Origin of the sequence: Methylobacterium sp. J-076 (assembly GCF_022829405.1) — a bacterium.
Classification (GTDB): Bacteria; Pseudomonadota; Alphaproteobacteria; order Rhizobiales; family Beijerinckiaceae; genus Methylobacterium.
Genome location: NZ_JAKSXW010000130.1, coordinates 25,515 through 39,714 on the forward strand (window position 1 = coordinate 25,515; position 14,200 = coordinate 39,714).

A 14,200-nucleotide genomic window follows, 5' to 3' on the forward strand; every position below is an offset into this window, starting at 1 on the left:
GGGGAGGGTTGAACGGCTCGGGGGCGGCGCCCGGTCAGCCGACCGCCCGGGCCGCGTCGCGCACCTGGCGGGTCGCCGCGTCCACCCGCTCGCTCGCCGCGGCGATGGCCTGCACGCCGCTGCTGATCACCGCCGCGCCGCGCGAGGCGGTCTGCATGCTGCTCGACATCTCCCGGGTCACGGCCGACTGCTCCTCGACGGCCGCCGCGATTGCCGCGGAGATCTCGTCGAGGGTGCCGATCGTGTCCTGGATGGACGAGATCGCCTGCACCGCGTCGCGGGTCGCGGTCTGCGTCGCGCTGATCTGGCCGCGGATCTGGTCGGTGGCCCGGGCGGTCTGCTCGGCCAGGGCCTTCACCTCGCTCGCCACCACCGCAAAGCCCTTGCCCGCCGCACCCGCCCGCGCCGCCTCGATGGTGGCGTTGAGGGCGAGGAGGTTGGTCTGGCCCGCGATGTTGGAGATCATGGTCACCACATCGCCGATCTGAGCCGCCTGCCCGCTCAGGCCGGCCACGATGCCGCTCGTGTGCTGCGCCTGGGAGACGGCCTTGCCCGCCATCTGCGCGGCGGTGCTGACCTGCTGGCTGATCTCATCGACCGAGGCCGAAAGCTCCTCCGCGCCCGCCGCCACGGCCTGGATGTCGTCGGAGACGCGGCCGACGGTGCCGGCGGCCTCGGCCGTCTGCTGGGTCACGTCCTCGATGGCCGCCCCGATCGCGTCGAGGTCCGACCCGATGGCCCCCTGCGCCTCCGCCCGGCGATGGCGGGCCGCCACGGCGGCGGTGACGTCGGTGGCGAACTTCACGACCTTGGTGACGCGGCCGTCCGCGCCCTTCACCGGGTTGTAGGTGCCCAGGATGTACACCTCCCGCCCGCCCTTCCCGATGCGCCGGAACTCGGCGGACTGGTGCTGGCCCTGGCCGAGGGCCTGCCAGAAGGCGCGGTAGGCCGGGCTGTCGCGCTCGGCCGGGTCCACGAAGACGCTGTGATGCCGGCCGCGGACCTCATCGATGGTGTAGCCCATCGTGTCGAGGAAGTTCGGGTTGGCCTCGAGGATCGTCCCGTCGAGGCCGAACGCGATCACCGCCTGCGAGCGGTGCAGGGCCTCGATCTGCCCGGCGAGGTCCCTGGCATATTCGGTCTGGGCGGTGACGTCGGTGGCGAACTTCACGATCTTCACCACGCGCCCGGCCCGGTCGCGGATCGGGTTGTAGCTGCCCTCGATCCACACCTCCCGGCCGCCCTTGGCGATGCGCTTGAAGGTCTGCACCTGGGATTCGCCCCGGACGAGACCCTCCCAGAACGACCGGTATTCCGTGCCCCCGTGCTGGGCGGGGTCCACGAACAGGCTGTGGTGCTGCCCGCGCACCTCGGCGAGGTCGTAGCCCATCAGGCTCAGGAAGACCGGGTTCGCCGACAGGATCGTCCCATCCGGAGCGAATTCGATGATCGCCTGGACGCTGTCGAGCGCCGCGAACTTCGAGCTCAGGTCCCGGTGTTGCGCGGTACCGAACATGGCTGTTTCCCCTGGAACGCCCTTCGGCCGTCGCGCGGTGCGTCCGGCGATCGGGCCGAGAGCGATCAATCGTCTTCGGCTTTCGCATGGGGCGATTAAGGCGCAATTAATTCACAGATCGATCAAATGACGCACTTGACGCACCGCACGAAGTCGTGAGCGCCTAGTTCATCAATCTTCGCAGCGAACGCGCGCTCGAGAGTCGCGGGGATTCTTGCGCCCCTGCATGCCGGAGACGGTCGGGCTCCCGCCGCCAGGGTCTCCGGGACGGCGGTCTTGGTCGATCTCGATGGCATCGCTGATACGGCGATACCAGTGTTTCCACACGAATCGATGGAACCGGGTCGTGCGCAACCCGTTCTCGCCCCGCTGCCATGAGGGCGGATGGACGCGGAAGGCGGATCGAGCGGTGACGACGGGCGTCGACAGGCATGAGCTCCGGCAGATCATCGCCGGCCTGAGCGAGGGCGTGATCCTGGTCGAGCCCGACCAGACGATCGCCTACGCCAACGAGGCCGCGCTGGAGATGCACGGCGTCGAGAGCTTGGACGAACTCGGCTCCACCATCGACGCCTATCGGGAGCGCTTCGCCCTGCGCTACCGCAACAACCGCACCCCGGACAGCTACCCGATCGAGCGCGTCGTCGCGGGGGAGAACTTCCACGACGTGATCGTCGAGGTGACGCGCACGGACCGCCCCGACATCGATTTCGTGCACTCGCTGCGCAGCCTCGTCGCGACCGACCGGGAGGGGCAGCCGAGCTGCCTCGCCCTGATCATGAAGGACGTCACCGACCAGTTCGAAGCCGAGGACCGATTCGAGAAGACCTTCGCCGCCAACCCGGCGCCCGCCGTCATCACCCGCCTGTCCGACCTGCGCCACGTGAAGGTCAACCACGGCTTCCTGGAGATGACGGGCCATACCCGTGAAGACGTGATCGGCCGCAGCGCCTACGAGGTCGATGTGCTGGCCGGGGCGCGCAACCGCGACCTCGCCGTCTGCCGCCTCAACGAGGGCGCCACCGTCCCCCAGATGGAGGCCTGCCTGGACCTGCCGGACGGTGGCAACCGTTTCGTGATCGTGGCCGGCCAGCCCATCGAGATGGGCGACGAGCCCTGCATGCTCTTCACCTTCGCCGACCTCGAACTGCGGCGGAAGGCGGAGACGGCCCTGCGGCAGAGCGAGGAGCGCTTCGCCAAGGCCTTCCGCCTGACCCCCGTGCCGACGGTGCTGGCCCGGGCCGGCGACTTCCACGTCACCAGCATCAACGAGGCCTTCAGCCGGGCGTTCGGCCACGGCGAGGACCGGATCCTCGGGCGCTCCCTGGCGGAGGCCGGCCTTTGGGTGAACGAGGCGCAGCGGATCTCCTTCGAGGCGGCCCTCGAGCGCCACGGCTACGTGCTCGGCATCGAGGTCTGCCTGAAGCACGAGAGTGGCAACAACCTCGATTGCCTCGTCTCGGCCGAGCGCGTCGAGATCAACGACGCGGGCTTCGTGCTGCTGGTGATGCAGGACATCACCGACCGCAAGCACACGGAGCGGGAGCTGTTCGAGGCCATCGAGACGGTAATGGCGGACACGTCGTGGTTCAGCCGCGGCCTTCTGGAGAAGCTCGCGAACCTGCGCCGGCCGCACAGGTCCGATCCCGATCCCGCAGTCCCGGACCTGACGGGGCGCGAGCGGCAGATCCTGAACCTGATCTGTTCGGGCCTGGACGATGCCGCCATCGCCCGCAAACTCGGGCTGTCGCGCAACACCGTCCGCAATCACGGGGCCGCGCTCTACCGCAAACTCGGCGTCCACAAGCGCACCGAGGCAGTCGTGTGGGGCCGTGAGAACGGTTTTCCCGTGCAGATATCCGGTACATGAATCTCATTAAACCGGTATTTTTTGACCATTGAACCAGGGAAACAAGCGCACATTTGCCAGTTGGTCCTTCGGCTTCCGATGAGAGTGGAAACGACATGACCGATCGGAAGAAATCTGCTTCGGCCGAGCACGTTAAGGGCTCGGTCAAAGAGGCCATCGGCAAGCTGACCGGGGATGCCCGGGTGGAAGCCGAGGGCCGGCGTCAGAAGAGCGAGGCCCGCCCCCCAAGGGCGGCGGTGCCGGCGACCGCTGACCGAATTCGCACGTGCGCCCCGCCCCGGGGTGCCGTTCCGCGCACGACAGACAGGAAGACGAACATGGTGGATACGGACAGGATCACGGGTGCCGCGAAGGAACTCGGCGGCAAGGTGCAGAGCGCGGTGGGCGACCTCACCGGCTCCCACCGGGACTCCGCCGAGGGCCGCCTGCGCGATGCCGCCGGCCAGGCCGAGAACCTCTACGGGCAGGCCAAGGACACGGCGCGCCACGCGGCCGACGAGGCCTATCACTACGCCGAGGACGCCTACGAGCAGGGCAGCCATAGCCTGCGCCGGGGCACCCGCGAGGTCAGCCGCCAGGTGGCCGAATACCCCCTCGCCTCGCTTCTGATCGCCGGCTTCGTGGGCTTCGGCCTCGGCCTGCTCGTGAATGCCGGTCGCGACTGACCCGCTTCAGACCTTTCGACCGAACTCTTAGACCCGGAGTAACAGCGTGACCGTTCAGACCACAGTCTCCCCCGTCGGCGCGGAGGCCCATGCCGATACGCGTGCCGTCCTGCTTCATCAGGTGTCCTGGGGCGCCATCTTCGCCGGCGCCGTCACCGCCCTCGTGGCCTAGGCCGTGATCAACCTGATCGGCGTCGGGGTCGGTCTCGCCAGCGTCGGCGTCAACGCCACCGACAACCCGACCGCCTCCACCGTCTCCACCGGCGCCGGGATCTGGTTCATCGTCTCGGGGCTCGTCGCCTCGCTGATCGGCGGCCTCATCGCCGGCCGCCTCTCCGGCAAGCCGCTGCCGGGCACCGCCGGCCTTCACGGGCTCGTCTCCTGGGCGGTGACGACCCTGGTGGTGATCTACCTGCTGACCTCGGCGGCCACCGGCCTCGTCGGCGGCACCCTGAGCACCGTGTCCGGCGCCCTCGGCGGCGCGGGCAACCTCGTCGGCGGCACCGTGCAGACGGCCGCCCAGGCGGCTGCCCCCTCGCTCGCCAAGATCTCGAACCCCCTCGACGGGATCGAGCAGAACGTCCGCCAGCAGGCGGCCGGCCAGGACCCGCAGGCTGCCCGCGATGCCGCGGTCGCCGCGATCAAGGCCCTGTTCACGGGTGACGCCTCGCAGAAGCAGCAGGCCGAAAGCCGCGCCGCCGATGCCCTCGCCAAGGCGCAGAACATCCCGGTCGATCAGGCCCGCCAGCAGGTCCAGGACTACGAGAAGCAGTACGACCAGGCGGTCGCCACCGCCAAGCAGAAGGCCGAAGCCGCTGCCGTCGCGACGAAGTCCGCCGCGACCCAGGGCGCCTTCTACGCCGCCATCGCCCTGCTGCTGGGCGCCCTGGCCGCGTTCCTCGGCGGCCGCTTCGGCGCCCCGAAGCCCGCCACCCTGCTCGGCGCCTACGACGCCCGCCGGGTCTGACCCCTTCCACCGGTCCCCGCCCCCCGGGGCGGGGACCGTCCCCCGCCGGCTGAGCCGGTTCCACCCGTGAAACAGGAGCGCATACGATGAGCAGCACCACCGACAAGCTCAAGGGTCTCGCCAACGAGGCCGTCGGCAACGTGAAGCAGGGTGTCGGCAACGTCACCGGTAACGACAAGCTCGTGGCCGAGGGCAAGGCGCAGGAGCTGAAGGGCGAAGCCCAGAAGACCGTCGGCGACGTCAAGGACGGCGCCCAGAACCTCGCCGACAAGGTCACCGGCCGCAAGTGACATCGAGGGAGGCGGCTGGGCTGAGCCCGGCCGCCCCCATCGGTGACGAACGAGGAAGGCCGGGAGGCGTTCGCCCGGCGGCCCTCCCCGGAGAAGGGGCGAGGGCTGTGGTCCCGTCTCCGGCATTGCCCGTCCGCTCGTGAGGCGCGCGATAGCCTCTCCCTCAGGCGGGCCTAACGGGATCGCCGTGCCGGACCCCACTCGATCCCGGCAGCGTTTCCGGATCCTGGCCAAGCTTTCTGCCCGCGTGTTGCGGTTTTTCCCCATGAGACGGGGGCTTGCAGTCCGGCTTGGACGCGGGCGCCCTGCCCGCCCTCACTCACAAACGCGTGATCGCGTCACGACGGCCGGGCGCCACTCCCAGGCCGGTCCACCCGACATTCAGGCCGGTTCGCATTGTGGCACCAGCGCCCGGGCGACGTCGAGGAGATGCTGCCGGGCGGCCTCGTCGAGCAGAAGCGACCACAGCCGCAGCAATTCCAGCTCGTCCGATCGCGCTCCGGCCACCCCCCGGCTGCCGAACTCCTCCACCGTGCAACCCAGCGCGGCCGCGATCTTGAGGAGGTATCCGGACTGTCTCCACTCGTCCGGCCCCTGGCTGTCCTGATCGGCCACTTGGACACCTCACGCGGATCGCATGACAGGGTTCATAGCCCGCGCCGCGTCGCGGACAAAGTTTTCATTTCTTCTAATGCAGATGAACTGTCTGTAGTGTCGATGAACCGGGTATTCGCGGCTTCGGCCGGATCCCCGCGGGGCGACGGCCCCTGCGCGACACGGTGGCGTCGCATTCGGCCGATATGGCATGCGAATTGATGGTCGGTCCGGGGCGACGGCGTGGACCGCGCCCCCGCGGTCCTGAGATGCCTTGATCCCACGCAGCATCCGGGCGGTTGCGTACGCTCAAGAACAGTATCCTATCTTTTCAAAACGATTTCGCCACGCAAACGGCCACGCATGCGCCGCAGATTGCTTGGATTGCTTCCATCGCTTGCTCAGTGTTAAAGCCAAGCTCGACGCTATGTTGCTTCTGGGGCATCCGCGCAAAGCCATGAGAATGACGCTTATCGCCGCCGCGGGCATCGGGCTGATGGCCAGCGCCTGCTCGCTACGTCCCCCCGGCGGCGCGGGAACCTACAGTTCACTCCCGGTGGAGCCCACGGTCTCGGCCTCGGGTCAGTCGGCGCCGGTGGCCCACGCCGCGGCCGTGGTGCCGCAATCCGACTTCGAGGAGGCGCCGTCGGCCGCGCCCGCCGCCCGCGGCCGTGCGGTGTCGGCCGCCCGCTCCGGGGGCGTGGAGCCCGATGCCGCCCTCTCCGCCTCGGAGCGGGCGCGGCACAAGTGGGAAACCCTCCGGCCGGGTGATCTCGTTCGCGCACCGATCCCGGCGAACCGCGCCGCGGCCGCGACAATGACCGGCTCCGTGGCCAGTGCCCCCGCCGCGAAAGGCGAGGGCTACGACCGGGAGACGGCGATGCAGAACCTGGTGAACGGCGGCCGTTCGGCGTCCAAGGGAATCTGCAGCGGCTGCTGAGCGGCCGGACAGTAACGCAAGCAACCCGGGATGATTGAGCAATGCGGCGGCGCTCGGCTCCGCTCGCACAGGCTAGATCGACGCGCGTTCTGCAATATAAATCCGTCTTGAGTCGTATGGCGTGGTGTCACATCATGTCACCACCCATAAACAACGAACGGTTGACCCTAGACATGATGGAGCAAAGCTCCGCTTACGTTGAGATGACGAGCGGGATCGTCGTCGCCTATGTATCGCACAACCACGTCTCCCCCCCGGACCTGCCGGCGTTGATCGCCAGGGTCTACGGGGCCATCACCGCCCTGGCGGCCGGTGGACGACCCGAGACGGAGGAGGCGGCCCCCGCCGTCACCGCGGCGCAGATCCGCAAGTCGGTCCAGGCCGACCGGCTGATCAGCTTCATCGACGGCAAGCCGTACAAGACGTTGAAGCGCCACCTGACCGCCCACGGCCTGACGCCCGCCGCCTACCGCGAGCGCTTCGGCCTGCCGGCCGATTATCCCATGGTGGCGTCCGATTACAGCGAGCGGCGGTCGAGCCTCGCCAAGGCCCACGGCCTCGGCTCGGCCGGAATGGACCGGCTCGCCTCCTGACGGCGTGGGTTGGTATACTGCATTTTTATGCCGGGGAGGGCCGTGATGTCCTCCCTGGCAACACCCTCCGGCACCCTGCCTTGAGGCGCGTGCGTCGCGCTCTTCACGTTTTCGACAGGTAACGCGCGAGGCCCTGGCCCCTCCCCCACGAAGCGCGTGAACGCCCGACCGGCCGGGCAGCTCGCGGGGGTCGGCCTAGCATGCGGCCGGGGCCTTGTGCCGCCGCACGGCCTCGCGCAGGACGCGGGCGAGCTGTTCCACCGAGTAGGGCTTCTGCACCAGTTCGAACTCGTGGACGCCCTCCTGGGCGAGGACATGGCTGTAGCCCGAGGTCAGGACCACCGGCAGGTCGGGCCGGCGCTGGCGCAGCTGCCGCGCCAGGGCGATGCCGCCCATGCCCGGCATGACGACGTCGGAGAACACCGCGTCGAACCGGAACGGGACCCTCTCCAGTTCGGCCAGCGCGTCCTCCGCGTTGACCGACAGGACCGTGCTGTATCCGAGATCCTCCAGGATCTGGGTGGCGAACCGCCCCACCTCGACGTTGTCCTCCACGACGAGGATGCACAGACCCCCGTCCTCGGCGGAATCGTCGTCCTTCAATGCGGCGGCGTGGCTCTCCGGCGGCGTCTCGACCTGCGGCAGGTAGAGGGTGAAGACCGAGCCAGTGCCGAGGGTGCTCGCCACGTCGACATCGCCGCCCGACTGCTTCACGAAACCGAAGACCTGGCTGAGCCCGAGCCCGGTCCCCTTGCCGATCTCCTTCGTGGTGAAGAACGGCTCGAAGACCCGCGGCAGCACCTCCGGCGGGATGCCGGTCCCCGTATCGGAGAGGGACACGGCGGCGAAGGCGCTGTCCGAACCCGCATGGCCGCGGATCTTGGGCATCGGCTGCCCGCCGACGAGGCGCAGGGTCAACGTCCCCTCCCCGCCCATCGCGTCGCGGGCGTTGACGGCGATGTTGATCAGCGCCGTCTCGAACTGGCTGAGGTCGGCCCGGATGTAGCAGGGCATCTCCGGCAGCTCGACCGCGATGGAGATGCGCGCGCCCGTCACCGAATCGAGCATCTCGGCCACCGCGCGCAGGGCGCCGCCGATCTCGAACACCTCCGGCTTCAGCGCCTGCCGCCGGGCGAAGGCCAGGAGCTGCCCCGTGAGCTTGGCCGCCCGGTCGATCGTGTCCGAAATCGCGTCGATGTAGCGCTGGCGGCGCTCCTCCGGGAGGTTCGGCCGCTTGAGGAAGTCGGTCGAGGACTTGATGACGGTGAGCAGGTTGTTGAAGTCGTGGGCGACGCCGCCGGTGAGCTGGCCGACCGCTTCGAGCTTCTGCGACTGGCGCAGGGCTTCCTCCACGCGCTCGCGCTCCTGGGCCTCGGCCAGCAGGCGGTCTCCCGCCTCGGCCAGCGCCCGGTCATGGCGCTTCTGCTCGGTCAGGTCGGTGAGGATGCCGCACAGGAGCGGCTCGTCGTTCGACCGCTCGAACACGCTGAGGGTGAGGTAGGCGGCCCTGTGTTCCCCACCGGATTCGCGCAGGAGGATCTCCTCGCGGATCGGCTCGTCCACGGCCCGGCCCACCAGCCGCATCAGGCAGGGCGGATCGCCCGCGAAGGCGTTCAGGTGCTGCCCCATCAGGCGCTCCTGGGGGACGTCGAGCATCTGTGCCATGCGGCGGTTGCAGTAGAGGATCACCCCCGCCGCATCGAGGGTGAAGGCCCCCTCCTGCATCTGCTCGATCAGGACCTGATAGGGCCGGTCCGCCGTCTCCAGGGTGTAGACGAGGCGTTCGCGGTTCGGCCCCTCGATCACCACCGCGTCGAAGTCGCCCCGGCGGATGGCGGCCAGGGTCTCCTCGCTCTCCTCCAGCCGCGCCTCCAGCTCGCGGATATGGGCGCGGTAGGCCTCCAGGGTGGGATCGGTCAGGGGGAGCGGCTGGTCGCCATTCAAGGGTACTGCTCCACCGCCGGTATCAGTTCGATTTCGCGCATGAGACGTTGCTCATCGAGGATGCCGGTCAGACGCTGCTCGGGCCGGGGCGAGAGCTTCAGCAGCGTCGGCGCCGCGAGGATACCGTCTCTCTCGGCCAAGGCGGGTTGCTGGAAGATGTCCACGACCTCCAGTTGGTGACGGCCGGCGAGGTGGGTCTCGCAGAACCGGCGGACGATCTCGATGGTCCGCCGCGAGCGCGGGGCGGTTCCGGCGATGAAGAGGCGCAAGAGGTAGGCGGCGGGCGGATCGGGCCTGTCGGTACTCAAAGAGTGTCGTCCTTCGGCCGGATGTCGAGGCCGACGAGGACCTTTTCCGTGTTCGATAGGTCGCCGATGATGCGCTTGAGCGGCGACGGCAGGCGCCGTACCAGGGTGGGGATCGCCAGGATCTGGTCTCCGGCAGCGAGCTGCGGGCTCTTCATCAAATCGATGACCTCGATCTCGTAGCGGCCGGCGAGGTGCTCCTCGCAGAATTTCTTCAGGTTCTTCATGGCGGTCAGCGACTTCGAGGTCTGACCGGCCACGTAGAGGCGCAGCTTGTAGTGGCCTGATTCGCCTTCCGGCTCGGTCTCCGGCGCGCGGATCGGGGAGGTCTCGCTCGTCATTCCCCGCCTCTCCTCCGGGCCGTGAGTTCCCTGCGTTCCTGATCCAGGATCGCCTCCCGAAGGGCGTCCTCGTCCCGCAGGAAGGTCTCCTCATCCTGTATCGCCGCGAGCCCCGCCTGCAACTCCGCGATCTGGCGCTCCAGGGAGAGCCGCTGCCGGGCCGCCTCGCGGAAGCGCCGCTCGGTCTCGTGCCGGCGCCGGAGCGCCGCCGCCTCTTCCTGTGCCTCCTGCACGAGCCGGGCCGTGCCCGTGAGCACCCCCGCCGGCCCGATATAGGCATCGACCAGGGTGATGCCGTCCTCCGACATCAGGAACTCGCGGACCTGATGCGAGTGCTTCATCCCCCGGGCCTTGATCACGTACAGGGTCCGGCTGCGCTCGCCGTTGGCTTCGACGTTCAGGAGCTTGATCCACGCATCCATCAACGAGGAAACGCCGAGATCGTCCCCTTGCTCCCTCACGCCGTCCTGCCGCAGGTTCGTGATGACCGCTGTGATGCCCCGGCTCTTCAGCAGGTCGATCATCCGCAGCAGCGTCGCCTCCAGCTCGTTCAAGGGCCCCCGCAGGGCGGTGAGCGGGTCGATCACCACCACGGAGGGCGCGAACGCGTCGAGGTCGCGGTGCATCCGCGCGAGGTGCATCTCCAGCCCGAACAGGCTCGGCCGCGCCGCCTCGAAGCGCAGCAGCCCGGCCTCGACGTGGCGGGCGAGATCGAGCCCGATGGAGCGGGCGTTCCGGATGATCTGCGCGCCGCTCTCCTCGAACACGAAGGAGAGGCAGCGCTCGCCCCGCCGGCAGGCCGCATCGACCAGGCTGGACGAGAGCGAGGTCTTGCCGGTTCCCGCCTCGCCGGAGATCAGGATGCTCGACCCCCGGTAGAACCCTCCCGGCTCGAGCATCGCGTCGAGGCCGGCGACCCCGCTAGAGACGATGCCCACCGGGACCTCGTAGTTCAGGTCCGTCGAGGTGACCGGCAGCACGCTGATCCCATCGTCGTCGATGAGGAACGGGTACTCGTTGGTGCCGTGCGCGGAGCCGCGATACTTCACCACCCGCAGGCGGCGGGTGGTGATCTGGTCCTCGACGCGGTTGTCGAGCAGCACCACGCAGTCGGAAACGTATTCCTCCAGGCCCTGCCGGGTCAGCTGGCCCTCGCCGCGCTCGCCGGTGATGATGGCGGTGAGGCCGCGGTCCTTGATCCAGCCGAACAGGCGGCGCAGCTCGGCGCGCAGCAGGGCCGGGTCGGTGAAGCCGGAGAACAGCGTCTCGATCGTGTCGAGGACGATGCGTTTGGCGCCGACGGTGTCGACGGCGAAGCCGAGGCGGATGAACAGGCCTTCGAGGTCGTATTCGCCGGTCTCCTCGATCTCACTGCGCTCCACGCGGACGTGATCGACGACGATTTTTCCCTTCGCGATCAGCCCGTCGATGTCGTAGCCGAGGGAGGCGACGTTGGCGCTGAGGTCCTCGACCCGCTCCTCGAAGCTCATGAACACGCCGGGTTCGTCGTAGCGCGTCACCCCGTTCACGAGGAACGTCGTGGCGAACAGGGTCTTCCCGCAGCCGGCGGTGCCGCAGATCAGGGACGGTCGCCCCGTCGGAAGCCCGCCCTTGGTGATCTCGTCGAAGCCGGCGATGCCGGTGGGGGCCTTGGAAAGCTTCGGAGCGGATTGCGCGTCGTGCACCGAGAATCAGCTCCTGGGCTGTGCGGGGGGCGGCCCGGGCGGGCTGGGAAGATCGAAAGGGTGTCGGGCTTGCGGAGTGTCCGCGTCCCCCGTGTCCGGCCGGAGCGATGCGGCCGCACGCGGGAAAATGGTCGATTACAAGGGCTGAGCCCCATTCGGAATGGGCCGGTGACGGGGCGGCTCCGGCCTCCCACCCCCAGCCGTGCACCCTGATACTGAGTTCCGGGAAAAATCACACATAATGCAATGGTGGCGCCCCGGCGATCAGGAATCCTGACGTTCGCCCCGCGCCACCTCGCACATCGCGTCGTCCGGCAGGGGGCGTTGCAGCGCCAGGGCTTCCTGGGCCGGCGCCTCCAGCCACCTCGCCCATTCCTCCGGTTTCGTCAGCAGCACCGGCATCGCCTTGGGATGGACCGGGCCGACGACGCCGTTGGCCTCCGTGGTGAGGAAGGAGAAGAGCCGGTGCTCCTCCTCCGTCCGCTCGGGGTTCTCCGCCTTGGTGCCCCGCACGCCCGTCCAGGGCCGCCAGATCCCCGCGAAGGCGAAGAGGGGGCGCTCCTCGCTCAGGGCGAACCAGACGGGGGTCTTGCGAGGCTTGGTGTCGGCGTATTCGGAGAAGGAGGCCGCCGGCACGAGGCAGCGATAGGCCGGCTTCAGCCAGGGCCTCCAATGCGGCGAGGCGACGTTGCGGACATTCGTCACCGGGTGTTCGCCGAACGCCTTGGGGCCGGGGATGCCCCAGCGCATCATGGTCAGCGAACGCCCCGCCTCGCCAGCCACGACGACGGGGGCCATCCGGTCCGGGAAGATGGCGGGAAGCTCCGGCATGTTGCCGGTCTCGTCCCGCGTCGCGCCGAAGAACGCCCGCAGGGCGTCCGGCCCCTGCCGGCCGAGGGAATAGAGATTGCACATGGCCCACCGCCTTCACGCCCCCATGTGGGGCGGGGCACGGTCCCGGGCGAGGCCGCCTACGGGTGTGGCGTGGCCGGGGGCCTCAGCGCAGGGCGACCATCTGCGCCGCGTAGGACGCCACGACCTGGGTGACCGGGAGATCGGCGGCGTAGATCCGCCCCGCCAGGATCAGCAGGGCGAGGCTCCAGAACACCGCGCCGCCGATGCGGCGGGCGGTGCGATCCCCGGCCGAGCCGGTGCAGGCCCGCGCCACGCCGGCGGCGACGGGCTCGCCGAACGGATCGAAGGCGGCCTCGGTCTCGGGGGTGGACGCCGTGGCGGACGTGTTGCGCATGATGGGAAATGTCGCGCTTGGACCCATCCCGTGCAATGGATGCGTCTTCCGAAGTTTCGACGGCTGGGAGAGTGTCCTTCTCTCCCGCGGTCGCTCGACGACCGTTTTCTTTTCCGGCGGGTGGAAAGGCTGATCGTGAGTTCGCAAGCATCCTCACAGACCTCCTTCCGGGGCGACGCGGTCCGCTCGCCGTCGATCCTGCCCGGCATCGGCCTGTGCCTCGCCATCACCCTGGTCGCCATGGCGGGGCAGGCGGTGGAGGAGCGGATCTTCTCCCACCCGTACGTGGAGGCCCTGGTTCTGGCGATCCTCCTCGGGATCGCCGTGCGCACGGCGTGGACGCCCGGTTCCCGCTTCCGTACCGGGATCGCGTTCTCCGCCAAGCAGCTCCTCGAAGTGGCGGTGACGCTCCTCGGCGCCTCGTTGAGCCTGGGGGCGATCCTCGCCTCCGGCCCGGCGCTGATCGGCGGCATCGTCGGCACCGTGGTGATCGGCATCGGCACGAGCTACGGCATCTGCCGGGTGCTCGGTCTGCCGGCCCGGATGGCGATCCTCGTGGCCTGCGGCAACGCCATCTGCGGGAACTCCGCCATCGCCGCCGTGGCGCCCGTGATCGGCGCCGAGCCCAAGGACATCGCCGCGTCCATCGCCTTCACGGCGGTGCTCGGCGTGCTGATGGTGCTGGGCCTGCCGCTGTTCGTGCCGTTGGCGGGGATGAGCGACCACCAGTACGGCGTGCTGGCGGGCCTCACCGTCTACGCCGTGCCGCAGGTGCTGGCGGCCACCGTGCCGGTGAGCCTGCTGGCGACCCAGGTCGGCACGCTGGTGAAGCTGGTGCGGGTGCTGATGCTCGGACCGGTGGTGGTGGCCTTCTCGCTGCTGGCCCCGCACCTCCCCCGCGAGGGCGAGCACGGGGCCGCCCCCCGCAAGGGAGGGCGCCTCGCCTTCACCAAGCTGGTGCCGTGGTTCATCCTCGGCTTCCTCGTCCTGGCCTCCCTGCGCTCGCTGGGCCTGATCCCGGACGCGGCGGTGCGGCCCCTCACCCAGTGCGCCGGCTTCCTCACGGTGCTCTCCATGGCCGCGCTGGGCCTCGGGGTGGACGTGCGGGTCCTCGCCCGGGTCGGGGGGCGGGTGACCCTCGCCGTGACCGGATCCCTCGTCGTCCTCGTGGCGATCAGCCTCGCGCTGATCCGCCTCCTCGGCATCGCCTGAGCCCGCGGGCCGTCGGGCGCGCGCTTGCG

16 protein-coding genes are annotated in these 14,200 nt (G+C 69.3%); 8 read left to right on the forward strand and 8 right to left on the reverse strand.

The features are described 5' to 3' along the window. Positions 1-34: 34 nt before the first annotated feature. Positions 35-1,516: a PAS domain S-box protein gene (locus tag MKK53_RS14145; RefSeq protein ID WP_243929339.1), complete on the reverse strand. Its 1,482-nt coding sequence runs from the start codon at positions 1,514-1,516 to the stop codon at positions 35-37. Positions 1,517-1,925: 409 nt separating this feature from the next. Here MKK53_RS14145 and MKK53_RS14150 point away from each other — a divergent pair, with 409 nt between their 5' ends. The 5 genes from MKK53_RS14150 to MKK53_RS14165 all read left to right on the forward strand — a co-directional run bounded on the left by MKK53_RS14150 (position 1,926) and on the right by MKK53_RS14165 (position 5,308). Then, positions 1,926-3,386 carry a PAS domain S-box protein gene (locus tag MKK53_RS14150; protein WP_243929340.1) on the forward strand — a complete coding sequence of 487 codons (1,461 nt, stop codon included), beginning with the start codon at positions 1,926-1,928 and terminating at the stop codon, positions 3,384-3,386. A 317-nt stretch (positions 3,387-3,703) separates the two neighbouring features. Beyond that, a complete protein-coding gene (locus tag MKK53_RS14155) occupies positions 3,704-4,051 on the forward strand; it encodes a CsbD family protein (protein ID WP_243929341.1) in 348 nt (115 codons plus the stop codon). A 46-nt stretch (positions 4,052-4,097) separates the two neighbouring features. Next, the gene (locus tag MKK53_RS25590) at positions 4,098-4,223 is read left to right on the forward strand and encodes a hypothetical protein (RefSeq protein ID WP_313901551.1); all 126 of its coding nucleotides are present in this window, start codon (positions 4,098-4,100) and stop codon (positions 4,221-4,223) included. Positions 4,224-4,226: 3 nt separating this feature from the next. Continuing rightward, entirely contained in the window at positions 4,227-5,018 is a 792-nt protein-coding gene (locus MKK53_RS14160) for a PhnA-like protein (protein WP_243929342.1), read from the forward strand. Positions 5,019-5,104: 86 nt separating this feature from the next. Beyond that, positions 5,105-5,308: a CsbD family protein gene (locus tag MKK53_RS14165; protein WP_243929343.1), complete on the forward strand. Its 204-nt coding sequence runs from the start codon at positions 5,105-5,107 to the stop codon at positions 5,306-5,308. Between the two features lie 381 nt (positions 5,309-5,689). On the opposite strand, the gene MKK53_RS14170 is transcribed toward MKK53_RS14165, so the two are convergent. Then, positions 5,690-5,923, reverse strand: coding sequence for a hypothetical protein (locus MKK53_RS14170; RefSeq protein ID WP_243929344.1), 234 nt, complete (start codon positions 5,921-5,923; stop codon positions 5,690-5,692). A gap of 442 nt (positions 5,924-6,365) precedes the next feature. Between MKK53_RS14170 and MKK53_RS14175 the strand changes: the two genes are divergently transcribed. Continuing rightward, on the forward strand, positions 6,366-6,842 hold the full coding sequence (locus tag MKK53_RS14175; RefSeq protein ID WP_243929345.1) for a hypothetical protein: 477 nt from the start codon (positions 6,366-6,368) through the stop codon (positions 6,840-6,842). A gap of 203 nt (positions 6,843-7,045) precedes the next feature. Then, positions 7,046-7,435 carry a MucR family transcriptional regulator gene (locus MKK53_RS14180; protein ID WP_279599036.1) on the forward strand — a complete coding sequence of 130 codons (390 nt, stop codon included), beginning with the start codon at positions 7,046-7,048 and terminating at the stop codon, positions 7,433-7,435. Between the two features lie 195 nt (positions 7,436-7,630). Here MKK53_RS14180 and MKK53_RS14185 read toward each other — a convergent pair whose 3' ends face one another. From MKK53_RS14185 to MKK53_RS14210, 6 genes are all read right to left on the reverse strand, one after another. Further along, on the reverse strand, positions 7,631-9,379 hold the full coding sequence (locus MKK53_RS14185) for an ATP-binding protein (protein WP_243929347.1): 1,749 nt from the start codon (positions 9,377-9,379) through the stop codon (positions 7,631-7,633). Beyond that, entirely contained in the window at positions 9,376-9,687 is a 312-nt protein-coding gene (locus MKK53_RS14190) for a circadian clock KaiB family protein (RefSeq protein WP_243929348.1), read from the reverse strand. Before MKK53_RS14190 ends, MKK53_RS14185 begins: the two co-directional genes overlap by 4 nt. Further along, the gene (locus MKK53_RS14195) at positions 9,684-10,025 is read right to left on the reverse strand and encodes a circadian clock KaiB family protein (RefSeq protein ID WP_243929349.1); all 342 of its coding nucleotides are present in this window, start codon (positions 10,023-10,025) and stop codon (positions 9,684-9,686) included. The genes MKK53_RS14190 and MKK53_RS14195 overlap by 4 nt, the downstream gene beginning before the upstream one ends. Continuing rightward, positions 10,022-11,710, reverse strand: coding sequence for a circadian clock protein KaiC (gene kaiC / locus MKK53_RS14200; protein WP_243929350.1), 1,689 nt, complete (start codon positions 11,708-11,710; stop codon positions 10,022-10,024). Before kaiC ends, MKK53_RS14195 begins: the two co-directional genes overlap by 4 nt. A 264-nt stretch (positions 11,711-11,974) precedes the next feature. After that, entirely contained in the window at positions 11,975-12,625 is a 651-nt protein-coding gene (locus MKK53_RS14205) for an SOS response-associated peptidase (RefSeq protein ID WP_243929351.1), read from the reverse strand. An 82-nt stretch (positions 12,626-12,707) separates the two neighbouring features. Next, positions 12,708-12,959 (reverse strand): hypothetical protein, encoded by a 252-nt coding sequence (locus MKK53_RS14210; protein ID WP_243929352.1) that lies wholly within the window; start codon positions 12,957-12,959, stop codon positions 12,708-12,710. 135 nt (positions 12,960-13,094) lie between these two features. Between MKK53_RS14210 and MKK53_RS14215 the strand changes: the two genes are divergently transcribed. After that, positions 13,095-14,171, forward strand: coding sequence for a YeiH family protein (locus tag MKK53_RS14215; RefSeq protein ID WP_243929353.1), 1,077 nt, complete (start codon positions 13,095-13,097; stop codon positions 14,169-14,171). Positions 14,172-14,200: the final 29 nt, after the last annotated feature.